Raw genomic sequence first — 23,483 nt, forward strand, 5'->3', positions numbered from 1 at the left:
GCCTGACGATCGTCCCCCGGAGTAAGGGCGCCCGAGCGCGGGCGTCAACGGGCGCCAAAGATGCGCGAAGCCGTCGCCCGCGCCGTCGAGGGGGATTCTACCCCGCCCGGGCCCCGCCCGCCGCGGCCTCGCGCGCCCGCTCGACCACCAGGCGCCGCTCGCGCCAGACCACGAACACGCCGGCCGCCGCCACGATGCCGCCGCCGAGCGCGATCGAGGCGGTGGGGAGTTGGCCGAACACGAACCAGCCGATCAGCACCGACCACAGCATGGTCGTGTACTCGAAGGGCGCGACCAGCGAGGCGTCGCCGTGCCGGTAGCTCTCGGTGAGCAGGATCTGGCCGATGCCGCCGAGCACGCCGACGACGACGAACAGCGCGAGATCGGTCCAGCCCGGCATCTTCCAGCCGAGGACGAGGGTGGAGAGACCCAGCAGCGAGGTGAACAGGAAGAAGTAGAGGACGATGGCGCCCGTGCGCTCGGTGCCGGTGAGCTTGCGCACCTGGATCGTGGCCGCCGCCGAGCAGGCCGCCGCCAGGATGGCGAACAGCGCGCCCGTCGTGCCGCCGCCGCCCGCGCCGCCGAATTCGAGATGCGGCGCGAGCGTGATCAGGACGCCGAGGAAACCGACGCTGACGCCGGCCCAGCGATAGGCCTGGACCCGCTCGCGCAGCACGATGGCCGCGAGCACCACGACGAGGAGCGGCGAGGCGTAGCCGATCGCCACCGCGTCGGAGAGCGGCAGGAAGGACAGGCCGGCGAAGCCCGCGAACATGCCGCAGGCGCCGATGATGCTGCGCAGCATGTGCCCCTTGAGGTTCTGCGTGCGCACCGCCTCGATCACGCCGCCCTGCCAGCGCAGCCAGACCAGCAGCGGCGCGATGGCGATGAAGGAGCGGAAGAACACGATCTCGCCGGTCGGGAACCGGTCCGCCAGGGTCTTCACGCCGGCCGACATCAGCGTGAAGGCGAGCGCCGAGAGGACCTTCAGCCCGATGCCGAGATAGGGCCGGGCGGCCCCGCGTGCCGACGCGCCAGCTCCGGTGACCGACTGGCCGGGGACGACGAGGGGGGCTGCCATGGGCGGGGCGCTTTTCTGAGGTCGCGGGGGGAAGAGGCGCGGCCGCGAGAGCCGCGGCGGGGCGTCCTGTCAGAACCACGAATCGGCACGGCCGAGGTAGAGGCCTCCCCGAGCGGCTGATCTGCGCGATCCGCATGGTCGTCCTTAAATCTCCGCAAACGAATCTGCGCCTGCCTCCCCGGCCAAGGATCGGCGATCCGCCCGCGCGTCATCAAAGTGATACGCGAATGGGGTTTGGCTGGCGCGAGATGCCGCCAAGGAGAGTGCACGTGGCCGAGGACGCCGACGCGCTTCGCGTGCGAACCCTGTTCCTCTCTGACCTCCACCTCGGAACGAAGGGATGTCAGGCCGAGCTTCTGCTCGACTTCCTGCGGGAAGTGGATGCCGACGAGATCTACCTCGTCGGCGACATCGTCGATGGGTGGAAGCTGCGCTCCGGCTGGTACTGGCCGCAATCGCACAACGACGTGGTGCAGAAGCTGTTGCGGAAGGTGCGGAAAGGGTCCCGGCTCGTCTACGTGCCGGGCAACCACGACGAGTTCCTGCGCGACTTCCTCGACATGCATTTCGGCGGCATCGAGATCCAGGATCAGGTGTTGCACGAGGCGGCGGACGGCAAGCGCTACCTCGTGATCCACGGCGACCAGTTCGACCTCGTGGTGCGCCACGCCCGCTGGCTGGCCCTGCTGGGCGACGGCGCCTACACGGCCGCGCTCTTCGTCAACACCCACCTCAACTGGGTGCGCCGGCGCCTCGGCCTGACCTATTGGTCGCTCTCGGCCTGGGCCAAGCTGAAGGTGAAGAACGCCGTCAACTTCATCGGCCGGTTCGAGGAGTTCTTGATCGCCGAGGCCCGCCGGGCCGACGCGAACGGGGTGATCTGCGGCCACATCCACCACGCGGCGAGCCGCATGGTCGGCGACATGCACTACCTCAATACCGGCGACTGGGTGGAATCCTGCACGGCGGTCGTCGAGCATTACGACGGCACCATGGAGGTGATCCGCTTCGCCGAGTGGAAGCGGGCCAGCGCCGAGGCGCCGGTGCCGCTGACCTCCCGCAGCCGCCCGGTCGTCCCGGTCGAGGACCTGGCACCTGCCGCCCGCACCCTGCCGGAGCACCCGTCCATCGGCACCCGGGCCGTCGCGTGAGGCTCCTCGTCGCGACCGACGCCTGGCACCCCCAGGTCAACGGCGTCGTCCGTTCCCTCGAACACATGGTCGCGGCCGGCCGCCGCCGCGGCCACGACCCGGTGATGCTGACGCCCCTCGACTTCGCCAGCGTGCCGCTGCCGGGCTACTCCGAGATCCGGCTCTCGCTCGTCACCGCCCGGGGCGTCGCCGCCCGCTTCCCGGCCCTCGCCCCGACTCACGTCCACATCGCCACCGAGGGGCCGATCGGGCTCGCGACCCGCCGGGTCTGCCTGGCCCAGGGGCGGCCCTTCACCACGAGCTACCACACCCGCTTCCCCGAATACCTCGCCGCCCGCCTGCCGGTGCCGGAACGCTGGAGCTACGCTTGGCTGCGCCGCTTCCACGGCGCGTCGAGCGGCACGATGGTGAGCACGCCCTCGCTCGAGCGCGATCTCGCGGGGCGCGGCTTCAGCCGCCTGATGCGCTGGACCCGCGGCGTCGACACCGACCTGTTTCGCCCCCGCGACGGCGCGGCGGTCCCGGACGCGCTCGCCGGTCTCCCCCGCCCGTTCTTCCTGTTCGTCGGGCGCCTCGCGGTCGAGAAGAACGTCGAGGCGTTCCTGCGCCTCGATCTGCCCGGCACCAAGCTCGTCGTCGGCGACGGGCCCGACCGGGCGCGGCTCGCCGGCCTCGCTCCCGAGGCCCGCTTCCTCGGCACGCTCACCGGCGAGGCCCTGGCCCAGGTCTATGCGGCGAGCGACGTCTTCGTCTTCCCGAGCCTGACCGACACTTTCGGCATCGTGCTGCTGGAGGCGCTGGCGAGCGGCCTGCCCGTCGCCGCCTATCCGGTCACCGGCCCCCTCGACGTGATCGGCGGCACGAGCGTCGGGGTCCTGGACCACGATCTCGGCGCGGCGGCCCGGGCGGCTCTGGCGATCCCCCGCGAGGCCTGCCGGGCGGAAGCCCTGCGCTACACCTGGGCGGCGAGCGCCGACCAGTTCTACGGCAACATCGAGGCCGCCCATGCCGAGGGCGCGACGATCCAGCGGCGCCGGCGCATCGGGCTGCCGCTTCCCCGCGAGGCGCCGCTGCGGCGGGTGGGCGAGGGCTGACCGGCTCCCGCCGACTCACGCGAACAGATCGACGACCGCGAACCCCCTCCCCGCCAGCCGATCGCTCAGGATCCGCCGATGGCAGCGCGCGGGGTCGCGCTCGAAGCAGAGCAGGCAGGTCGGCCCGGCCTCGGCCAAAGCCGCCAGTTCGTCGAGGGCGGTCTGCCCCGCCCCGGTCTCCAGCACCTCCTCGCAGTAGATCCGGCGCATCAGCGCGGCATCGTCGGCCCGGGCCGCCTCGCGGCCGGCCTTCGGCGTGCCGAGGCCGCGCAGATGCCGGTAGCCGATGCCGGCTTCGGAGAGCCCGGCCGCGAGCGCGCTCTTCGAGAAGCCGCGCTTGCGCGAGGCCGCCACCGCGCGCACGTCGGCCAGGGTCGCGACGCCCGCGTCGCGCAGGGCCGCGGCGAAACGCTCGGTATCGGCGCCTTCGTACCCGATGGTAAACAGAACCTTGTCCACGCGGCGCCTCGACAAACGTCAATTCCGAGCGAGGCTTATGCCCGACGGTGATCCCCACGACGAGCTGCGAGCTAGGCCTACGTGGCTTTGGTGCCACGGGTTTCGAAATTCCGTCCCAATTCCGTCAAGCTTCCATTAACCGGCCCCACCGCATCGAATAGCCATAGTGTTCCGCGTCAAGTCAGGCCGCGCCCCGATGCCGATGGAGTCGACGATCCCCTCCGCCCCGTGGTCCTCCGTCCTGTCGCGCAGCGTCCTGTGGGGCCGGCGCGCGCTGGCGGCCGCGAGCCTCGCGACGCTGGCGGCCTGCGCCGGCGGCGGTGCGGATTTCTATCCCACCAAGGGCGACGCGAAGCCCCATCCGGGCGTCGCCAAGGCGAAGCTGCACCCGATCCAGGGCATCGATGTCTCGAAGTGGCAGGGGCCGATCGACTGGACCTCGGTGAAGGGCGCCGGCACCCAGTTCGCCTACATCAAGGCGACCGAGGGCGGCGACCACGTCGACGACCGCTTCCGCGAGAACTGGGACGGCGCCGGCCGGGCCGGCGTGCCGCGGGGCGCCTACCATTTCGTGTTCTGGTGCCGCTCGGCGAAGGACCAGATGGACTGGTTCAAGCGCAACGTCCCCAACGACCCGACCGCCCTCCCCCCGGTTCTCGACGTCGAGTGGAACGGGCATTCCCAGCTCTGCCCGAAGAAGCTGCCGAAGGCCCAGGCGCTCGCGATGACCGAGTACATGCTGCGGGAGATGGAGGCCTATACCGGCAAGCGGCCGATCATCTACACCGACATCACCTTCCACAAGGACGTGCTGGAGGGCGAGCTGCCGGACTACCCGCACTGGGTCCGCTCCACCGCGGCCGAGCCCGAGCAGCGCTACGTCAACCGCGACTGGATGCTGTGGCAGTTCACTTCGACCGGCCGGGTGCCGGGCGTGCGCGGCGACGTCGACCGCAACGCGTTCTACGGCACCAAGGCCGAATGGGCCTCGTTCCTGGCCACCGATTGCGACCCGCGCAACCATCGCCGGCTCTCGGCCGCGGGGCTCTGCACCGACAAGTGAGCCCGCCGCGCCGTCGAGCGCACCCGTTCGGGGGTCAAGCCCGAACGGGCGCCGGTGCCGATGCGCCGGATGCCTTGGCGGCGACGTTGACCGATGCCAGGAGGCGGGGAGATGGTACGGCCCTCGCCTTCCGACGAGATCGGCTCACCCGTGCGATATCATCGGCCCGAGATGCTCACGCATCGGGCCGACGAACGGTCTCGACATCGAGTTCGGGCATACGATCACCGGCGCGTGACGCGGGCCCAGCGCAGAGCCCCGCCGATCTTATCGCTTGCGATAATACTGGTCGATGCTCACCGCCCCGAGCAGCACCAACCCCTTGATGACCTGCTGGTAGTCGATCCCGATGCCGAGGATCGACATGCCGTTGTTCATGACCCCCATGATCAGCGCGCCGACCACCGCGCCGGTGACCTTGCCGACGCCGCCCGAGGCCGAGGCGCCGCCGATGAAGCAGGCGGCGATGACGTCGAGCTCGAAGCCGAGGCCCGCCTTCGGGGTCGCGGTGTTGAGGCGGGCGGCGAAGATCAGGCCGGCGAGCGCGGCCAGCACCCCCATGTTGACGAAGGTCAGGAAGGTCAGGCGCTCGGTGTTGATGCCCGAGAGCTTGGCCGCCTTCTCGTTGCCGCCGAGCGCGTAGATCCGCCGGCCGATCACCGTGCGGCTGGTGACGAAGCGATAGAGCAGGATCAGCGCGAACATCACGATCAAGACGTTCGGCAGGCCGCGATAGGTGGCGAGCCAGGTGCTGAAGGCGACGATCACCGCGGCGACGAGCCCGTTCTTGAGCACGAAGGCGCCGACCGGCTCGGGGGTGAAGCCCTGGCGCTGCTGGCCGAGCCGCCGGCGCAGGTTCGAGCCGACGAGGATGAGGGCCAGTGCGATGCCGACCAGCACCGAGGTGATCCGCAGCGAGCCGCCGGTGACGATGTCCGGGATGAAGCCGGAGCTGAGCTTCTGGAAATCCGGCGGGAACGGCCCGACCGACTGGCCGGCGAGCAGCGCCAGAGTCAGGCCCTTGAACACCAGCATGCCGGCGAGCGTCACGATGAAGGACGGGATGCGCAGGTAAGCCACCCACCACCCCTGCGCGGCGCCGATCAGCCCGCCGGCGACGAGGCAGAGGAGCGTCGCGAGGAGCGGATGCAGGCCCATCTGCACCATCAGCACCGCGGCGAGCGCCCCGATGAAGCCGGCGGTCGAGCCGACCGACAGGTCGATGTGGCCCGCCACGATGACCAGCAGCATGCCCAGCGCCATCACCACGATGTAGCTGTTCTGCAGCACCAGGTTGGTGAGGTTGAGCGGGCGCAGCAGCGCCCCGTCGGTGAAGAACTGGAAGAAGAGCACGATGCCGACGAGGCACAGGATCATGCCGTAGTCGCGCAGCGAGCCGGAGAAGGCCTTGGCGTTGAGGCCGGCGAGAGTCGGCGGGCGCGGCGCCTCGAGGGGGGTGGCGGTGTCGCTCATCGTTGGTCTTCAGCCTCCCGAGGTGACGATGGCCCGCATGATCGCCTCCTGCGAGGCCTCCGCGGCGGGGAGTTCGCCGACGATGCGGCCGCGGTTCATGACGAGGATGCGGTCGCATAGGCCGAGCAGTTCCGGCATCTCCGACGAGATGATCAGCACGCCTTTCCCCTGGGCGGCGAGGTCGTTGATGATCGCGTAGATCTCGTATTTGGCGCCGACATCGATGCCGCGGGTCGGCTCGTCGAGGATCAGCACGTCCGGGTCGGCGAAGAGCCACTTGCTCAACACAACCTTCTGCTGGTTGCCGCCCGACAAATTCACCGTGGCCTGGTCGATGCCCGACGAGCGGATGCGCAGGCGCTCGCGGTAGCGCTCCGCCACCGCCCGCTCGCGGTCCTCGTCGATGACGCCGCGTGCCGCGACGCCCGCGAGGTTGGCCAGCGACACGTTGGTGCGGATGTCCTCGTGCAGGACGAGGCCGTAGCCCTTGCGGTCCTCGGTGGCGTAGGCGAGGCCGGAGCGGATCGCCGTCTCGACGCTGCGGAGATCGGCGGGCTCGCCGCGCAACCGCGCCTCGCCGGCGACGCGCTGGCCGTAGGCGCCGCCGAACAGGCTCATGGCGAACTCGGTCCGCCCGGCCCCGAGGAGCCCCGCCATGCCGACGACCTCGCCGCGGCGGATCGTGAGGCTCACGTCTTCCACCGCCAGCCGGTCCGGATGGAGCGGATGGCGCACGCTCCAGCCCTTCACCTCGAGCAGCGGCTCGCCCATCGTCACGCCCTGCCGCGGCGGATAGCGGTGGGCGAGGTCGCGCCCGACCATGCCCTTGATGATCCGGTCCTCGTTCAGCCGCCCGTCCGGCCCCAGCATCGCCTCGCGCGGCAGGGTCTCGACGCTGGCGCCATCGCGCAGGATCGTCACGCTGTCGGCGACCCGGGCGATCTCGTTGAGCTTGTGCGAGATCAGGATCGAGGTGATGCCCTGACGCCGGAAGGCTTCGAGCAGGGTGAGGAGCGCCGCGCTGTCGCTCTCGTTGAGGGAGGCGGTCGGCTCGTCGAGGATGAGGAGCCGCACCTTCTTGGAGAGTGCCTTGGCGATCTCGACGAGCTGCTGCTTGCCGACGCCGAGATCGGTCACCAGCGTCTCGGGCGCCTCGTCGAGGCCGACCCGGGCCAGCAACTCGCGGGTGCGCGCCATGGCGAGCGGCCAGTCGATCACCCCGAAGCGCGACGCCGCCTCGTTGCCGAGAAAGATGTTTTCCGCGATCGACAGGAGCGGCACCAGGGCGAGCTCCTGGTGGATGATGATGATGCCGAGCGCTTCGCTGTCGGGAATGCCCGAGAAGCGCCGCTCCTCACCGTCGAACAGGATGCGGCCGTCATAGGAGCCGGCGGGATAGACCCCGCTCAGCACCTTCATCAGGGTCGACTTCCCGGCCCCGTTCTCGCCGCAGACGGCGTGGATCTCGCCGGCGCGGACGGCGAGGGTGACGTCGTCGAGCGCCTTCACGCCCGGGAACGCCTTGGTGATGCCGCGCATCTCCAGGATCGGAGATGCGCCGGGCGCCACCGCGAGGGCCGGGGACCCCGCCATCACTTAACCTGCGACGCCTTGTAGTAGCCGCTGTCGACCAGGACCTTCTCCCAGTTCGACTTGTCGACCGTGACCGGCTTCAGCAGGTAGGACGGCACCACCTTGACGCCGTTGTTGTAGGTCTTGGTGTCGTTGACCGGGACCTGGCCGCCGGTGGAGATCGCGTCGACCATGTCGGTCGTGACCTTGGCGAGTTCGCGGGTGTCCTTGAACACCGTCATGCTCTGGTCGCCGCGGATGATCGCCTTGACCGAGGGGATCTCGGCATCCTGGCCGGTGATCACCGGCATCGGCTGGTCCGACGAGCCGTAGCCGACGCCCTTGAGCGACGAGATGATGCCGATCGAGATGCCGTCATAGGGCGACAGCACCGCATCGAGGCGCTTGTTGCCGTAGAAGGCGGAGAGCAGGTTGTCCATGCGGGCCTGGGCCGCCGCGCCGTCCCAGCGCAGGGTCGAGACCTTGTCCATCCCGAGCTGCTTGCTCGGCACGGTGAGCTTGCCCGAATCGATGTAGGGCTTCAGCACCGACATCGCGCCGTCGTAGAAGAAGTAGGCGTTGTTGTCGTCGGGCGAGCCGCCGAACAGCTCGACCGTGAACGGACCCTTGCCGTCCTTGAGGCCGAGCTTGTCAACGATGTAGCTGCCCTGCAGCACGCCGACCTGGAAGTTGTCGAAGGTGGCATAGTAATCGACGTTCTTCGAGCCGCGGATCAGGCGGTCGTAGGCGATGACCTTGATGCCACGGTCGCTCGCCTGCTGCAGCACGTCCGACAGGGTGGTGCCGTCGATCGCCGCGATCACCAGCACCTTGGCGCCCGTCGCGATCATGTTCTCGATCTGCGACAGCTGGTTGGGGATGTCGTCCTCGGCGTATTGCAGGTCGGCGGTGTAGCCCTTGGCCTTGAGCGCCTGGACCATGCCCTGGCCGTCGGCGATCCAGCGCGCCGAGGACTTCGTCGGCATCGACACCCCGACCTTGCCCTTCTGCTGGGCGGCAGCCGGGGTTGCGAGCAGCGCGGCAGCCATCAGGGCTCCGCCGATGAGGGCGACGAACGACTTCATGGTTCCTCCCAAATCCCCGCGTCTTCCTCGCGCGGGGCTGCCGGTGAGTGGGGGCCCGGCAGGATTGTGGCCTGCTCATCTGCCGGGGTTGGTGTTTCTGTCGTGTGGCTGGTGCGTGGGAACGGCCTGATACTTCCGCTGGGGGAGGCTCGGGGCTAACCGACACAAGACATGGCGCGGGTTCCCTCCTCTCCCCGCGGGCGGGGAGAGGGCCGACTACACCTTGTCGTGTAGTCGGCAAGCGGAGGCAAAGCCGGAGCGAGGGTGAGGGGGTGTTTCCGGAGCAGCCACATTCGGCACCTCCCCCTCACCCCCGCCCTGCGGGCTTGCTTCACCCCCGACGAGGGGGGTGAAGCCCTCTCCCCGCCCGCGGGGAGAGGGGAAACCCGCGCCATGTTCGGCTGCGGACACCCTCACACCCACCCGCCATCCACGACGTAATGCTGGTTGGTGCACGCCCCGGCCTCCTCCGAAGCCAGGAACACCGCGAAGCGCGCGACATCCGCCGGCACCAGCTTGCGCTTGAGGCACTGGCGCGCGTTGATCTCGGCATCCGATTCCGGCGTCACCCACAGCGCCAGCTGGCGCTCGGTCATGATCCAGCCCGGCGCGAGCGCGTTGACCCGGATGTTGAAGGGACCGAAATCCCGCGCCAGCGAGCGGGTCAGGCCGATCACCCCCGACTTGCAGGCGGTGTAGGCGGCCATGCCGCCCTGGCCGATCATCCACGAGACCGAGCCGAAATTCACGATCGCGCCGCCGCCCTTCGCCTTCATGTCGGGCAGGACGGCTTGCGCCGCGAAGAACTGGTGCTTGAGGTTCACCGCGATGCGGCCGTCCCAATAGGCCTCCGTCACCTCCTCGGTGGCGTGGCGCTCGTCGTGGGCGGCATTGTTCATCAGCACGTCGACCGGGCCGAACCGGTCGCGGATGCGGCCGATCGCGCTTTTCAGCGCCGGGATGTCGGTGACGTCGGCATGCTCGAAGGCGACCGACAGGCCGTCCCCCTCCAGCTCGGAGGCGAGCGCCCGCGAGGGCTCGTCCGCGATGTCCAGGAAACCGACCCGGGCCTTCTGCCGGGCGAAATGACGGACCAGCTCCGCCCCGATCCCGGAGCCGCCGCCCGTCACCACCACGACCTTGCCCGCCAGGTCCGGATAGATTGCCGCCACCGCTTCCTCCCTCGAAGCCCGTCGGTCCGCTCGACGCGCCGTAAATCATTTAATATGATTATTGCAGCGGTCCGGCCCTTATCGCGGATTCCTGACGCGCGGGCAAGAGGCCGACACTCACCGGGAGGGCGCAACCGTGGATGGGAGTGGGGCCGCGGCGATTTCGCGCAAGAGATTGTCCGGAAGGCCCGACATGGGCCGGGTCGAGGGGCCGGGCCATGCCCGGGTGGCGCGCATGCTCGGCACCGGCATCGTCGCCGGGGATTACCGCGAGGGCGAGGCGCTGCCGGGCGAGCCGGCCCTGCTGGCGCGCTTCGGCGTGTCGCGCACGCTCCTGCGCGAGGCGATCAAGACCCTGTCGGCCAAGGGCTTGCTGCAAGCCCGGACCCGGGTCGGCACGCGGGTGCGCGAGCGGGCGGCCTGGAACCTGTTCGATCGCGACGTGCTCGCCTGGACGATCGAGGGTGGCATCGACGCGCGCTTCCTGCGCGATCTCGCCGAGATCCGCCTCGCGGTCGAGCCGGCCGCCGCCGCGCTGGCGGCGGAGCGCCGGACGGCCGCCGACCTCGAGCGGCTCGACGCCTGCGTCGCCGCCACGCGGGCGGCGGCCGGGCTCGATCCGGCCTTCGCGCGGGCCGATCTCGCCTTCCACCTCGCCCTGGCGGACGCCTCCGGCAACGTCTTCATGCACTCGGTCGGCGCGGTGACCGAGGCGGCGCTCGCGGTGCTCTTTCAGCTCAGCCGGCCCACCGACCCGCAGGAGCACGCCGTCGCCTGGCAAGCCCACGCGGCGATCGCGGCGGCGATCCGGGCCGGCGACCCGCCCGCCGCCGCCGCGGCGACCGAGGTGGTGGTGCGTGACGGCCTGCGCAACAGCGCGGCGGCGGTGGAGAGGGCGCCCGGGGCGCCCTACCCTTAAGACCGACCCGCCCCGACCCCGGCTCGCATCAGGACATCCGCATGACCGACAGAGCGCCCGTCCCCGTCGGCACGATGCCGGACGGCAGCCCGATCCTGGAGGCGCGGCTGTCCGGCGAGGGGCTGGATGTCGCGATCCTGAGCCTCGGCGCCGTGATCCGCCGGCTCGACGTCCACGGCCGCCCGGTGGTGCTCGGGCGCGATGACCCGCACGACTACGTGGAGAAGACCCCGCAATGCGGCGCCGTCGTCGGGCGCTTCGCCAACCGGATCGCCGGCGGGCGCTTCACCCTCGACGGGGTGACCCACGAGCTTCCCCGCAACGAGGCCGGCCGCACCCACCTGCATGGCGGGGCCCGGGGCTTCTCGCGCCGCAACTGGACCTTCACCGAGACCGGGGCGCGCAGCCTCACCCTCACCTACCGGTCGGCCGACGGCGAGGAGGGCTATCCCGGGGCGCTCGCGGTCGCCTGCACCTATGCCATCGTCGCGCCCGGCACACTGCGTCTCACCCTCACGGCGGCGACCACCGCGCCGACGATCGTCAACCTGACGAACCACAGCTACTTCAACCTGATGCTGCCGCCCGAGGGGCACCCCGCCCCGCCGATCGACGACCACGCGATCGAGATCCCGGCCGAGTCCTACCTGCCGGTCGACGAGGCCCAGATCCCGACCGGCGCGGTCGCTCCGGTCGCCGGCACCCGCTTCGACCTGCGCCGCGCGACGCGGATCGGCGACCGGGCCTTCGACCATGCCTTCGTGCTCGGGCGCGACTCCGCCGCCGAGCCGCGCCCCGTCGGCCGGGTCACGGCACCGGGCAGCGACCTCGCGCTGACGGTGCTCGCCACCGCGCCGGCGGTGCAGTTCTACGACGGCACCCACCTCGCCAAGGCCGGCCTGGGTTTCGCCGCCCGCAGCGGGCTCTGCCTCGAGCCCGAGGCCTTTCCCGACGCGCCGAACCATCCGGGCTTCCCGAGCGCGGTGTTGCGCCCCGGCGAGACCTATCGCGAGATCATCGCGTACCGGTTCACGAAGGAGACCGCCCGATGAGCGGCTGGGCCGGCATCTTCTGCGACCGCGCCTGCATCCTCGGCGAGGGGCCGGCGGCGCATCCCGGCCTCGGCCGGCTCTACTGGCTCGACATCCTCGGCAAGCACCTGTGCGAGCGACCGTTCTCGGGCGGCGTCACCACCCTGCACGACCTGCCGGTGATGGCCTCGATGGTGGCGCGGGTCGACGATGCGACCCTGCTGCTCGGCGCCGAGGACGGGCTCTACCTGCGCGACATCGCGACCGGGCGGATGCGGCTCCTGACGGCGCTCGAGGCCGACCGGCCGGAGACCCGCTCGAACGACGGCCGGGTCCACCCCTGCGGCGCCCTGTGGCTCGGGACGATGGGCCGGGAGGCGCAGAGAGGCTACGGCGCGATCCACTGGTTCTTCCGCGGCGCGATGCGGACCCTGTTCACCGGCCTCACCATCCCGAACGCCATCGCGTTCACGGCCGACGGCACGAGCGCCATCTTCGCCGATTCGGAGGCCGGCACGATCTGGCGCATCGACACCGATCCGGCGACCGGCCTGCCGGTCGGCGACCGACATGTCTTCGTCCAGGTCCCGGCCTCCGAGGGCGCGCCGGACGGCGCGGTGATCGATGCCGAGGGCCTGGTCTGGAACGCCCGCTGGGGCGGGGCCAGCCTCGACGCCTACGCCCCCGACGGCACGCGGGTGCGCAGCCTCGCCATGCCGGCCCGCCAGGTGACCTGCCCGGCCTTCATCGGGCCGGATGCCGACACCCTGGTGGTGACCTCCGCCACCGAGGGCCTCGACCCCGACCGCACCGACGACCGCTTCGCCGGGCGCACCTTCACGGTGCCGGTGAAGGTGAAGGGGCGGTTCGAGCCCGTGGTGCGGGTGGAATAGGGTCAAGCGCATGGCTCGCCGCATCCTGATCACCGGCGCCAGCATCGCCGGCACCACCGCGGCCTGGTGGCTCGGCCGCGCCGGGTTCGACGTCACGGTGGTCGAGCGTACCCCCGCCTTCCGTGACGGCGGCCAGAACGTCGACGTCCGCGGAATCGGCCGCCGGATCCTGCGCGAGATGGGGCTGGAGCGGGCGGCGCTCGACCGCGGCACCGGCGAGGAGGGCACCGCCTGGGTCGATGCCGCCGGCCGTCCCCGGGCGCGCTTCATGACCGGGGAGATGGAGGGCGACGGCCCGACGGCCGAGATGGAGATCCTGCGCGGCGACCTCGCGCGCCTGCTCTTCGCGGCGGCCCGCCCCCACGCCGCCTTCCGCTTCGGCGACGTGGTCGAGCGCATCGACGACGGCGCGGAGGCCGCGACCGTCACCTTCGCGGGCGGGCAGACGGCCGCCTACGACGCGGTGGTCGTCGCCGAGGGCGTCGGCTCCACGACCCGCGAGCGGGTGTTCCCGGGCGAGAACGATCCACGCTGGATGGATCTGACGATCGCCTACTTCACGGTGCCCCGCACCCCGGACGACGACCGGCTCTGGCGCTGGTACAACGCGCCCGGCGGTCGCAGCCTGTCGCTGCGCCCCGACCCGCACGGCACCACCCGGGCGATGCTGTCGGTCCATGGTCCGCTGGCCGAGGCGCAGGGCTGGGACCGCGACCGCCAAAAGGCCTTTCTCCGCGAGCGATTCCGCGATGCCGGCTGGCAGGCGCCGCGGGTGCTGGCGGCCCTCGACGCCGCCGACGACGTCTACTTCGACGTGCTGCGCCAGGTGCGGATGCCGCGCTGGTCGCGCGGCCGCGTCGCCCTCGCCGGCGACGCGGCCTGGTGCGTCACGCCGCTTGCCGGCATCGGCGCCACCCTGGCCATCGCCGGGGCGCGGGTGCTCGCGGGCGAGCTCGCCCGCACCGGCGACGTCCCGGCCGCCTTCACGGCCTATGAGCGGGCGATGCGCCCGATGGTCGAGGAGGCGCAAGGCGTGCCGAAGATCGCGCCGCGGCTGATGCATCCGCGAACCCAGGCCGGCATCCGCGCACTGCACGCGGTTTTGCGCACGGCGAGTCGGCCGGCCTTTCGCCGGGTGGCGGGTAGGCTGTTCGGTGGGCGTTCGGCCGAGCCGGACCTGTCGCGGTACGAGGATGCACGGGATCATGTGACCGTCTGACGATGGCGGACCGGCGCTGGGATGAACGGGGCCGGGCGTCCGCTCACCCCTCGTGGAACACCGCGTAGCTCTCCACCGGCTCCCGCTCCGCCCGCAGGCGGTTCGCCGGCTCCTCCGGGTCGGCGAACCCCAGCGCCATGCCGCACACCACCATCTCGCTCTCCGGGATGCCGAGCTGCCCCCGCACCACCCCGGGATAGCTCGCGATCGCCGCCTGCGGGCAGGTGTCGAGGCCGCGCCCGCGGGCGGCGAGCATCAGGGTCTGGAGGAACATGCCGTAGTCGAGCCAGCTGCCCTGCTCCAGGTCGCGGTCGATGGTGAAGACGAGGCCGACGGGGGCGCCGAAGAACGTGAAGTTGCGGCCCATCTGGCGCCTGGCGCCCGCCGTGTCGCCCTTCGCGATGCCGGCGAGCCCGTAGAGCTGCCAGCCGAGCGCCCGGCGCCGGCCGAGATACGGCTCGCGCCAGGTCACCGGATAATATTCGTATTCTCGCGCCTCCGGCGTGTCGCTCTCGTGCGCGGCCGAGAGGGCGTCGGTCAGCCGCGCGAGGGCGGCGCCGGTGACGACATGGACCTTCCAGGGCTGGATGTTGCTGCCGCTCGGGGCGCGGCCGGCGAGCGCCAGGAGGTCGCGGATCGTCGCCGTCGGCACCGGATCGGGCCGGAAGCCCCGGACGCTGCGCCGGCTGGTGATCGCCGCGTCCACGGCGTTGGATTCGGTCATGCGGGCCTCCCTGGAGGGCAAGTCTAGGCCGGTCCGGCTCCGGCGCCAGCCGTGGCGCCGGACCACCCGATGGGGCATGGTGCCGGACCGATGCCAGGACCCGACAGCCCCGTGACCACCGATCCCCGCTCGCACGGCCTCTGGGCGCGCACCGCCCCGCCGGCTCCCGACATGCCGGCGCTGCGCGGCGAGACCACCGCCGACGTGGCGGTGGTGGGGGCGGGCTATACCGGATTGTCGGCGGCTCTCCATCTCGCGCAAGCCGGCGCCCGGGTGGTGGTGCTCGAGGGCGAGACGGTCGGCTTCGGCGGCTCGGGGCGCAATGTCGGCCTCGTCAATGCGGGGCTGTGGGTGAAGCCCGACCTCGTGCCGGCCGCCCTCGGGAGCGAGCGCGGCGAGCGGCTGCTCGCGCTCCTCGGCGACGCGCCGCGCCGGGTGTTCGATCTCGTCGCCCGGCACGGCATCGCCTGCGAGGCGCAAGGGGCCGGGACCCTGCACTGCGCGGTCGGCGCCAAGGGCCTGGCCGACGTCGCGGACCGGGCCCGGCAGTGGCAGGCCCGCGGGGCGCCGGTGCGCCTCCTCGACGCGGCCGAGACGGCCCGCCTCACCGGAACGCGGGCCTATGCGGGCGCCCTCCTCGACGAGCGCGCCGGCACGATCCAGCCGCTGGCCTATGCAAGGGGCCTCGCCCGGGCGGCGCTGGGAACGGGGGTGACGATCCATGCCGGCAGCCCGGTGATCGGCGCGACCGAGACCGGCTCGCGCTGGCACGTGACGACGCCGGCGGGCGGCGTGACCGCCGACTGGGTGATCGTCGCCACCAACGCCTATACGCGCGCGCCCTGGCCGGAGATCCGGGCGGAGATCGCCCACCTGCCCTACTTCAACATCGCGACCGCACCCTTGAGCGACAACCTGCGCGGCACGATCCTGCCCGGGCGCCAGGGCGCCTGGGACACCAAGCCGGTCCTGACCTCGTTCCGCCTCGACGCCGCCGGGCGGCTGGTGATCGGCAGCGTCGGCGCCCTGCGCGGGACCGGGACGGCGATCCACCGCGCCTGGGCCCGGCGCACCCTGCGAGCGCTGTTTCCGCAGGCCGCCGACGTGCCGTTCGAATCGGAGTGGTACGGCCGGATCGGCATGACGGCGGATGCCCTGCCGCGTTTCCACCGGCTCGCCCGCAACGTGGTGGGCTTCAGCGGCTATAACGGCCGCGGCATCGCGCCCGGCACCGCCTTCGGCGCGGTGCTCGCCGACCTCGTGGCGGGCCGGATCGCGGAATCCGACCTGCCGCTCCCGGTGACCGACCCGACGCCGATCGGATTCCGGACGGCGCGGGAACTCGCCTACGAGGTCGGCGCCCAGGCGGTGCATCTCGCGGAAGGGCGGCGACCGGGTCCGGCCTCGGGCTGAGCGCCGGCTATCCCCCGAACCGCTCGGCCCGCCCGTGCGGCGCGTCGTAATCGAGGACGGGTCCGAGCGGGACGATGCCGGTCGGGTTGATGGTGCCGTGGCTCTCGTAATAGTGCCGCTTGATGTGGGTGAGGTTCACCGTCGGGGCGATGCCGGGGGTCTGGTAGAGATCGCGCAGATAGGGCGCAAGGTTCGGATAATCGGCGATCCGGCGCAGGTTGCACTTGAAGTGCCCGACATAGACCGGGTCGAACCGCACCAGCGTGGTGAACAGCCGGATGTCGGCCTCGGTCAGCCGGTCGCCGACCAGGTAGCGTGAGCGGTCGAGGCGGGCGTCGAGAGCATCGAGCTCCGCGAACAGCGCCGTCACGGCCTCCGCGTAGGCCGCTTGCGTCGTGGCGAAGCCGGCCTTGTAGACGCCGTTGTTGACCCGGTCGTAGACCCGGGCGTTGACCGTGTCGATCTCGGCGCGCAGGTCCTCCGGGTAGAGGTCCGGCCCGCCCGGGAAGGCGGCGCCTAGCATCCGGATGATCTCGGCCGATTCGTTCGAGACGATCGTGCCCCGGACCTTGTCCCACAGGACCGGCACGGTGACCCGGCCGGAATAGTGCGGGTCGGCCTTGAGGTAGACCTCGTAGAGCCGCGTCGCGCCGTTCACGGTATCGGGGGTCGCTCCCGGGCTCTCGCCGAACACCCAGCCCTCGGACCCCATCAGCGGATCGACCACCGAGACCGAGATCGCATCCTCGAGCCCTTTCAGCGCCCGCACGATCAGGGTGCGGTGCGCCCACGGGCAGGCGAGCGAGACGTAGAGGTGGTAGCGCCCGGATTCCGCGGGAAACCCGCCCTCCCCGCTCGGCCCCGGCGCGCCGTCTGGGGTGATCCAGTGGCGGAAGGCCGCGTCCTTGCGCACGAAGCGCCCGCCGGTCTCCTTGGTGTCGTACCATTGGTCGTGCCAGACGCCGTCGACCAGAAGCCCCATCGTGCCCTCCTCACCCGTCGCCTCCGAAGGTGGGGCGGCGCTCCGGCACCGCAATGGGCGGGGTCAGGCCGTGGGGACGGGGGCCAAGGCGCGCGCGCCCTCGGCCGCGACGTCGAACCGGTCGGTCGGCACCCGGGCGAGGAAGCGCTCCGCCACCTCGACCAGGAGGAGATGAGGCCGGACCCGCTCGACATAGGCCCAGTCGAGGTTCGCCGACCAGACGAAGTGCAGCTCGCGGAAGCTCTCGGCCAGCAGGCCGGTGAGGAAGATCGGGTGGAAGTGCGAGCAGGAATCGCCGAACAGCATCAGGGTCCGCGGGTCGGCGGCCGGGCTGTCGTTGCGGAAGACCACGTGGGCGCCGACATGCAGGTCGGCCGCCGTGCCCCGCGCCTCGTGGCCCTCGACGAGCGGGTTGGCGAAGACCCGCACGGCGTCGCGCTGGACCTCGTGCACCCGCATCGTCTCGCGCCACGGCGGGTCGAGCTTGGCGCCGAGGTCGCGCACCCCGTCATGGTCGTGGAACGGCCGACCGGCGAGGTCGGCCGGCGGCACCGCGCCCATCGCCCGCATGATCTCGCCGAAGGCGAGCCGGCAGCCCTCCTGGCTCCAGTGCGTGTCGGTGCGCAGATACAGCGGCGGTTCGGCGTCGCGCGCCGCCCGCAACGGGCCGACGAGGTCGATCCAGGAGCCGGCGACCCGCGAGCGGGCGAGCCGTACGCCGAGCCGGCGGGCCGGGGAGAGCGCCGGGTCGAGGGACAGCCCGTCGAGGCGGTCGTCGTAGATGCTGAGTTTTTCCGGCACCACGACGTGGAAGGCGCGGAGGCCGAGGGACGCGGCCTTCGCGGTGCGGGCCTCGACCAGCCGGCGCCAGCGCCACAGCCGCCAGGCGACGGGCAGGCTCGCCCGGTACTGCTCCCGCACCCGGTTGCTGCCGCCGGTCAGGAAGAGCCAGCCATCCCGGCCGAGATGGACCATGTCGGTGCTGTCGCGCATGGGCGCCGTGTAGCGGGAACGGTACGAGCTGAACAGCACTGGCCTTTGGCGCCGCCCGCGCCATGTCGCCTGAAGGATGTCGCAAGCCCCCCTGATCCTCACCCTGGAACTCGACGAGGCCGCCTTCGCGGAGTTCGACGGCCAGCGCCGCCGCCACTTCCCGCCGGCCCTCAACAAGATTCCCGCCCATGTCACGCTCTTCCACCACCTGCCGGGGGAGGAGGAGCGCGCCGTGGTCGAGGCCCTAGCCGCCTCGGTGCGGGCGGAGGCGCCGATGCCGGTCGAGGTCGCGGGCCTGCGCTTCATCGGCCGCGGCGTCGCCTACACGCTCGCGTCTAGCCGGCTCTCGGCCCTGCGCGGGCGCCTCGCCACGACGTTCGAGCCCTGGCTGACGCCGCAGGACCGGCAGGGCTACCGGCCGCACGTCACCGTGCAGAACAAGGTCGCGCCGGAGGAGGCCCGCGCGCTCCACCGCGAGTTGGAGGCGTCCTTCGTGCCCCGCACGATCACCGGGACCGGGCTCCTGCTCTGGCGCTATCTCGGCGGGCCCTGGGAGCCCCGCGGCCGGTTTCCGTTCGGGGGCGCCTGATGGTCGAGATTCCGTTCCGGCGCCACGCCACGGCGGTGTGGCTGCGCCTGCGCCTCAACGAGATCGGGCCGCTCGCCTCGCTGCTCGCCGTCAGCCTGTTCGGCTTCGGGTTCTTCAAGCTCGCCGACGAGATCCGCGAGGGCGGCTCGTTCGGCTTCGACGACCGGCTGCTCCTGGCGCTCCGCGTCCCCGGCGACCTCGCCCAGCCGATCGGGCCGTCCTGGCTGCCCGAGACGATGCGCGACATCACGGCCTTCGGCAGCGTGTTCGGCATCGTCTACGTCACGGCCTGCGTGGTGCTTTATCTGGCGATCACCGCGCGGCGGCGCGCCGCCCTGTTCGTGGTGATCGCGATCGGCGGCGGCGAATTGCTGTCGACGGGGCTCAAGCTGTTCTTCCACCGCCCGCGGCCCGACCTGGTGCCGCACGGCATGGAGACCTTCACGGCGAGCTTCCCGAGCGGTCACGCCATGCTGTCGGCCATCGCCTACCTGACGCTAGCGATCCTGCTCGCCCGGGTCGAGCGCTCGGGCCGGGTGAAGGCGTTCGTGATGGGGCTCGGCGTCGTCACCACGCTGCTCGTCGGCATCAGCCGGATCTATCTCGGCGTGCACTGGCCGAGCGACGTGCTCGCCGGCTGGTGCATCGGCGCCGCCTGGGCCTCGCTGTGCTGGTTCGTCGCCCTGCAGCTCCAGCGCCAGGCGGTGGTCGAAGCGCCGGACCCGCCACCGCCGGCGTGATCAGTCGCCTCCCGGCGGTTTTACCACCCTCGGTGCCATCCTGGGGCTCGCCGCAGGCGAGAATCCGGGATCCATGGTTGCTGACCGTTCAAGATGAAGCGGGACACCGACGGTCTCGTCCGTCACCGTCGGCGGCTACGGATCCCGGGCTCCGCTGCGCGGCCCCGGGATGGCACGGAAGATGAAGGTACGGGGGTGCTCCTCCGGCAGCCCTGCCCTCCCGTCGACCTGCTTGCGCCCCGCTTCGCCCTCCCCTAGCCAAGCGGGAGAGACGATCGGGAGAACGCCGTGGACTACGAGAACATCCGGGTCGAGACCCGCGGGCGCGTGGCGCTCGTCACCCTGCACCGCCCGGCGGCGCTGAACGCGCTCTGCAACGCGCTGATCGCCGAGCTGAACCATGCGCTCGACGGCTACGAGGCCGACGAGGGGATCGGCTGCATCGTCATCACCGGCTCCGAGAAGGCCTTCGCCGCCGGTGCCGACATCCGCGAGATGCAGGACCGCACCCATCCCGAATTCTACATGGCCGATCCGTTCGGCGAATGGGACAAGGTCGGCCGGCGCCGCAAGCCGATCATCGCCGCGGTGGCGGGCTACGCGCTCGGCGGCGGCTGCGAGCTGGCGCTGATGTGCGATTTCATCCTGGCCGCCGACACCGCCAAGTTCGGCCAGCCCGAGATCAAGCTCGGGGTCATCCCGGGTGCGGGCGGCACCCAGCGCCTGACCCGTGCGGTCGGCAAGGCCAAGGCGATGGAGCTCTGCCTCACCGGCCGGATGATGGATGCGGCGGAGGCCGAGCGCTCCGGCCTCGTCGCCCGCGTCGTGCCGGCGGCCGATCTCCTCGCCGAGGCGATGAAGGCGGCCGAGACCATCGCGTCGATGTCGCTGCCCGCCGTGATGGTGGCCAAGGAGAGCGTCGACCGCGCCTTCGAGACCACGCTCACCGAGGGCATCCGCTACGAGCGCCGGGTCTTCTACGGGCTCTTCGCCACCCACGACCAGAAGGAAGGCATGAAGGCCTTCGTCGAGAAGCGCAAACCCAACTTCGAGAACCGCTGATGAGCGTCACCTTCGCCGACGTCGAGGCCGCCGCGGAGCGCATCCGCGGCATCGCCCACCGCACGCCCGTGCTCACCTCCCGCACCGCCGACGCACGGACCGGCGCCACCCTGTTCTTCAAGGCCGAGCCGCTGCAGCGGGCCGGCGCCTTCAAGTTCCGGGGTGCCTGCAACGCCATCGCGGCGCTCTCGCCCGAGCAGCGCCAGCGTGGCGTGCTCGCCTTCTCGTCGGGCAACCACGCCCAGGCGATCGCGTATGCGGGCGCACTCCAGGGCGTGCCGACCGTCATCGTGATGCCGCACGACGCTCCCGCCATCAAGGTCGCGGCGACCCGCGGCTACGGCGCCGAGATCGTGACCTACGACCGCTACAAGGAGGACCGCGAGGCGGTGAGCCGGGGGATCGCCGAGGCGCGCGGCCTGTCGATGATCCCGCCCTACGACCACCCGGACGTGATCGCCGGCCAGGGCACCGCCGTGAAGGAGCTGATCGAGGAGGTCGGCCCCCTCGACGTCCTGCTCGTCTGCCTCGGCGGCGGCGGCTTGCTCGCCGGCTCGTGCCTCGCGGCCCGGGCCCTGTCGCCGGAGGTCGCGATCTGGGGCGTCGAGCCCGAGGCCGGCAACGACGGCCAGCAATCGCTCGCCAAGGGCGAGGTGGTGCGGATCCCGGTTCCGGTCTCGATCGCCGACGGGGCGCTCACCACGCATCTCGGCCAGCACACCTTCCCGATCATCCAGCGCGAGGCCGCCGGCATCGTGACGGCGACGGATGCCCAGCTCGTCTCGGCCATGCGGTTCTTCGTCGAGCGGATGAAGCTCGTCGTCGAGCCGACCGGCTGCCTCGCGGCGGCGGCCGCCTTCGAGGGCGCGGTGCCGGTGCAGGGCAAGCGAGTCGGGGTGATCCTGTCGGGCGGCAACGTCGATCCGGCGGCGCTCGGCCGCCACCTCGCCGCGTGAGCCGAACGCAATGAGTGCAGCGACCCCCGAGGAGCTGTTCGCGCTCCTCGACCGCCTCGGGATCGCGCATGCCACCGTGGCGCACGAGCCCGTGCACACGGTGGCGGAATCACGCGACCTCAAGGCCGGGATTCCGGGCGGGCACTCGAAGAACCTGTTTCTGAAGGACAAGCGCGGGAGGCTCTTCCTCGTCGTGGCGGAGGCCGAGGCGCGGATCGACCTCAAGCGCCTGCACGGGCCGCTCGGCGCCACCGGCCGGCTCTCCTTCGGCTCGCAGGATCTGCTCTACGAGCGCCTCGGCGTGCGTCCGGGCTCGGTGACGCCGTTCGGCCTCATCAACGACCGCGACGGCGCCGTGGCGGTGATCCTCGATGCCGGGCTGATGGCGCACGACCCGGTCAACTTCCACCCGCTCCACAACGGCGCCACCACGGCCGTGGCGCCGGACGACCTGATCCGCTTCCTGGAGGCGACGGGTCATACGCCCCGGGTCATGGCGCTGCCGGAGCCGCCCGGGAGCGACGAGGCGGAATAGGGAGGATCGGGGCCGCGCTCAGGCCCCGACCAGCAGCCCCTGCCCCAGGAACCCCCCCGGCTCGGGCACGCCCGGCAGGGCGTAGAAGTACCCACCGCCGACCGGCTTGATGTATTCCTCCAGCGGCTCGCCGTTGAGCCGGTTCTGCACCGCCACGAACCCGGCATCGAGGTCGGCCTGGAAGCAGCAGAACAGGAGGCCCATGTCGAGCTGGCCCGACGGGGTGATTCCGGCCGAATAGTTGTAGCCGCGGCGCAGGATCAGGCTCGACGCCGTCTCGGCGGTGCGCGGGTTGGCGAGCCGGATATGGGCGTCCATCGGCGTGCGGACCCCGGCCGGGTCCGAGGCGTAGTCCGGCAGGGCGTGCTCGTCGGTCGCCCCGAGGGGCGCGCCGCTGTCCTTGTGGCGGCCGAAGATCCGCTCCTGCTCGCCGAGCGGGGTGCGGTCCCAGCGCTCGACGAAGTTCCGGATGATCCGCACGACCTGGTAGGAGCCGCCCGCAGCCCAGCCGGGTTCGCCGCTGCCCGGCTGGACCCAGACCTGGCGGCGCATGAGGGCGGCGTCGGCCGCGTCGAGGTTGGCGGTGCCGTCCTTGAACCCGAGGAAGTTGCGCACCGTGTCCTGCCCCTGCCGCTTGACGACGTGGGGCGGCAGCATCCCCTCGAGCTTCCAGCGCAACGCGACGAGGCCCGGGGTGTGGCGGATCACGTCGCGCAGGGCGTGAAGGTTGGTCTCGGCGGTATTGGCGCAGAATTGCAGCAGCAGGTCGCCGTGGCAGAGCTTGCCGTCGAGGGAATCGTTCGGGAACCGGTCCATCGGGCGCAAGTGCCGGGGCCTGGCGCCCTCCAGCCCGTAGCGGTCGTCGAACAGGCTCGCGCCGACGGCGAGCGTGGCGGTCAGGTTGTCGGGCAGGACCTGCGGTCCGAGGATGCCGGAATCCGCCGGCGGCAGCCGGGGGTCGAGGGAGGGCACGGGCCCGCCGGCACTCAGGAACGCGAAGCGCTCGGTCAGCACCCGAAACAGCTTGGCGAGCTCGCCGCGATCCTCCGCCAGCACGTCGAGGGCGACGAACAGGGCGGCGGCGGGCTGCGGTGTGACGATGCCGGCCTGATGCGGGCCGTGGAACGGCTGGCGGTCGAGGGTGCCGTCGCTCTGCGCCGAGGGCGTCGCGTCGGCGGCGCGACCCGAGCCGGAGCCGAGCGCGGCGGCGCCGGTACCGAGCGCGAGGCCTCGCAGCAGCGAGCGGCGGGAGGTCGAGAACGGGCAGGAGGCCATGG

At 71.6% G+C, this 23,483-nt stretch carries 23 protein-coding genes; 13 read left to right on the plus strand and 10 right to left on the minus strand.

What is annotated here, in order from left to right; all coding sequences use genetic code 11:
* Positions 1-97 precede the first annotated feature (97 nt).
* The gene (locus miv_RS16035) at positions 98-1,081 is read right to left on the minus strand and encodes a DMT family transporter (protein WP_048428903.1); all 984 of its coding nucleotides are present in this window, start codon (positions 1,079-1,081) and stop codon (positions 98-100) included.
* A gap of 248 nt (positions 1,082-1,329) precedes the next feature.
* Here miv_RS16035 and miv_RS16040 point away from each other — a divergent pair, with 248 nt between their 5' ends.
* Together miv_RS16040 and miv_RS16045 are read left to right on the plus strand one after the other, a co-directional pair.
* Complete coding sequence (locus miv_RS16040; RefSeq protein WP_420865473.1) at positions 1,330-2,232, plus strand: UDP-2,3-diacylglucosamine diphosphatase; 903 nt, start codon at positions 1,330-1,332, stop codon at positions 2,230-2,232.
* Positions 2,229-3,326, plus strand: a complete 1,098-nt coding sequence (locus miv_RS16045; protein ID WP_207177795.1) for a glycosyltransferase family 4 protein — start codon at positions 2,229-2,231, stop codon at positions 3,324-3,326. Before miv_RS16040 ends, miv_RS16045 begins: the two co-directional genes overlap by 4 nt.
* Positions 3,327-3,341: 15 nt before the next feature.
* On the opposite strand, the gene miv_RS16050 is transcribed toward miv_RS16045, so the two are convergent.
* Positions 3,342-3,785, minus strand: coding sequence for a DUF488 domain-containing protein (locus miv_RS16050; protein WP_207177796.1), 444 nt, complete (start codon positions 3,783-3,785; stop codon positions 3,342-3,344).
* 202 nt (positions 3,786-3,987) lie between these two features.
* Between miv_RS16050 and miv_RS16055 the strand changes: the two genes are divergently transcribed.
* Entirely contained in the window at positions 3,988-4,848 is an 861-nt protein-coding gene (locus miv_RS16055) for a glycoside hydrolase family 25 protein (protein ID WP_089504159.1), read from the plus strand.
* A gap of 267 nt (positions 4,849-5,115) precedes the next feature.
* Here the strand turns inward: miv_RS16055 and mmsB are convergent, their stop codons facing one another.
* From mmsB to miv_RS16075, 4 genes are all read right to left on the minus strand, one after another.
* Positions 5,116-6,321, minus strand: a complete 1,206-nt coding sequence (gene mmsB / locus miv_RS16060; RefSeq protein WP_207177797.1) for a multiple monosaccharide ABC transporter permease — start codon at positions 6,319-6,321, stop codon at positions 5,116-5,118.
* Positions 6,322-6,330: 9 nt separating this feature from the next.
* A complete protein-coding gene (mmsA, locus tag miv_RS16065; RefSeq protein WP_244748545.1) occupies positions 6,331-7,914 on the minus strand; it encodes a multiple monosaccharide ABC transporter ATP-binding protein in 1,584 nt (527 codons plus the stop codon).
* Entirely contained in the window at positions 7,914-8,978 is a 1,065-nt protein-coding gene (gene chvE / locus miv_RS16070; protein WP_207177798.1) for a multiple monosaccharide ABC transporter substrate-binding protein, read from the minus strand. Before chvE ends, mmsA begins: the two co-directional genes overlap by 1 nt.
* Before the next feature lie 413 nt (positions 8,979-9,391).
* The gene (locus miv_RS16075) at positions 9,392-10,150 is read right to left on the minus strand and encodes an SDR family NAD(P)-dependent oxidoreductase (protein WP_207177799.1); all 759 of its coding nucleotides are present in this window, start codon (positions 10,148-10,150) and stop codon (positions 9,392-9,394) included.
* A 193-nt stretch (positions 10,151-10,343) separates the two neighbouring features.
* Between miv_RS16075 and miv_RS16080 the strand changes: the two genes are divergently transcribed.
* The 4 genes from miv_RS16080 to miv_RS16095 are packed head-to-tail and all read left to right on the plus strand — an operon-like array spanning position 10,344 to position 14,212.
* On the plus strand, positions 10,344-11,069 hold the full coding sequence (locus tag miv_RS16080) for a FadR/GntR family transcriptional regulator (RefSeq protein ID WP_207177800.1): 726 nt from the start codon (positions 10,344-10,346) through the stop codon (positions 11,067-11,069).
* Positions 11,070-11,110: 41 nt separating this feature from the next.
* Positions 11,111-12,121, plus strand: coding sequence for an aldose epimerase family protein (locus miv_RS16085; protein ID WP_207177801.1), 1,011 nt, complete (start codon positions 11,111-11,113; stop codon positions 12,119-12,121).
* Positions 12,118-12,993, plus strand: coding sequence for an SMP-30/gluconolactonase/LRE family protein (locus miv_RS16090; RefSeq protein ID WP_207177802.1), 876 nt, complete (start codon positions 12,118-12,120; stop codon positions 12,991-12,993). The genes miv_RS16085 and miv_RS16090 overlap by 4 nt, the downstream gene beginning before the upstream one ends.
* 10 nt (positions 12,994-13,003) lie before the next feature.
* Positions 13,004-14,212 carry an FAD-dependent monooxygenase gene (locus miv_RS16095; protein ID WP_207177803.1) on the plus strand — a complete coding sequence of 403 codons (1,209 nt, stop codon included), beginning with the start codon at positions 13,004-13,006 and terminating at the stop codon, positions 14,210-14,212.
* Positions 14,213-14,255: 43 nt separating this feature from the next.
* Here miv_RS16095 and miv_RS16100 read toward each other — a convergent pair whose 3' ends face one another.
* On the minus strand, positions 14,256-14,936 hold the full coding sequence (locus miv_RS16100) for a nitroreductase (RefSeq protein WP_207177804.1): 681 nt from the start codon (positions 14,934-14,936) through the stop codon (positions 14,256-14,258).
* A 111-nt stretch (positions 14,937-15,047) separates the two neighbouring features.
* On the opposite strand from miv_RS16100, the gene miv_RS16105 reads away from it, so the two are divergent.
* Positions 15,048-16,349, plus strand: a complete 1,302-nt coding sequence (locus miv_RS16105) for an NAD(P)/FAD-dependent oxidoreductase (protein ID WP_207177805.1) — start codon at positions 15,048-15,050, stop codon at positions 16,347-16,349.
* A gap of 7 nt (positions 16,350-16,356) precedes the next feature.
* On the opposite strand, the gene miv_RS16110 is transcribed toward miv_RS16105, so the two are convergent.
* Both miv_RS16110 and miv_RS16115 read right to left on the minus strand, forming a co-directional pair.
* A complete protein-coding gene (locus miv_RS16110; RefSeq protein ID WP_207177806.1) occupies positions 16,357-17,331 on the minus strand; it encodes a glutathione S-transferase family protein in 975 nt (324 codons plus the stop codon).
* Positions 17,332-17,394: 63 nt separating this feature from the next.
* A complete protein-coding gene (locus miv_RS16115) occupies positions 17,395-18,324 on the minus strand; it encodes an alginate O-acetyltransferase AlgX-related protein (protein WP_048461482.1) in 930 nt (309 codons plus the stop codon).
* 76 nt (positions 18,325-18,400) lie between these two features.
* Here miv_RS16115 and miv_RS16120 point away from each other — a divergent pair, with 76 nt between their 5' ends.
* The 5 genes from miv_RS16120 (at position 18,401) to miv_RS16140 (ending at position 22,206) form a co-directional block, all read left to right on the plus strand.
* A complete protein-coding gene (locus tag miv_RS16120) occupies positions 18,401-18,913 on the plus strand; it encodes a 2'-5' RNA ligase family protein (RefSeq protein ID WP_048430695.1) in 513 nt (170 codons plus the stop codon).
* Positions 18,913-19,653, plus strand: a complete 741-nt coding sequence (locus tag miv_RS16125; protein ID WP_048430696.1) for a phosphatase PAP2 family protein — start codon at positions 18,913-18,915, stop codon at positions 19,651-19,653. Before miv_RS16120 ends, miv_RS16125 begins: the two co-directional genes overlap by 1 nt.
* Positions 19,654-19,941: 288 nt before the next feature.
* The gene (locus miv_RS16130) at positions 19,942-20,715 is read left to right on the plus strand and encodes an enoyl-CoA hydratase (protein WP_207177807.1); all 774 of its coding nucleotides are present in this window, start codon (positions 19,942-19,944) and stop codon (positions 20,713-20,715) included.
* Positions 20,715-21,671, plus strand: coding sequence for a threo-3-hydroxy-L-aspartate ammonia-lyase (locus miv_RS16135; RefSeq protein ID WP_048430698.1), 957 nt, complete (start codon positions 20,715-20,717; stop codon positions 21,669-21,671). Before miv_RS16130 ends, miv_RS16135 begins: the two co-directional genes overlap by 1 nt.
* Before the next feature lie 10 nt (positions 21,672-21,681).
* Entirely contained in the window at positions 21,682-22,206 is a 525-nt protein-coding gene (locus miv_RS16140) for a prolyl-tRNA synthetase associated domain-containing protein (protein ID WP_207177808.1), read from the plus strand.
* Positions 22,207-22,224: 18 nt separating this feature from the next.
* Here the strand turns inward: miv_RS16140 and efeB are convergent, their stop codons facing one another.
* Positions 22,225-23,481: an iron uptake transporter deferrochelatase/peroxidase subunit gene (gene efeB / locus miv_RS16145; protein WP_207177809.1), complete on the minus strand. Its 1,257-nt coding sequence runs from the start codon at positions 23,479-23,481 to the stop codon at positions 22,225-22,227.
* Positions 23,482-23,483 lie beyond the last annotated feature (2 nt).

This window comes from Methylobacterium indicum, assembly GCF_017347565.1.
Lineage (GTDB): Bacteria > Pseudomonadota > Alphaproteobacteria > Rhizobiales > Beijerinckiaceae > Methylobacterium > Methylobacterium indicum.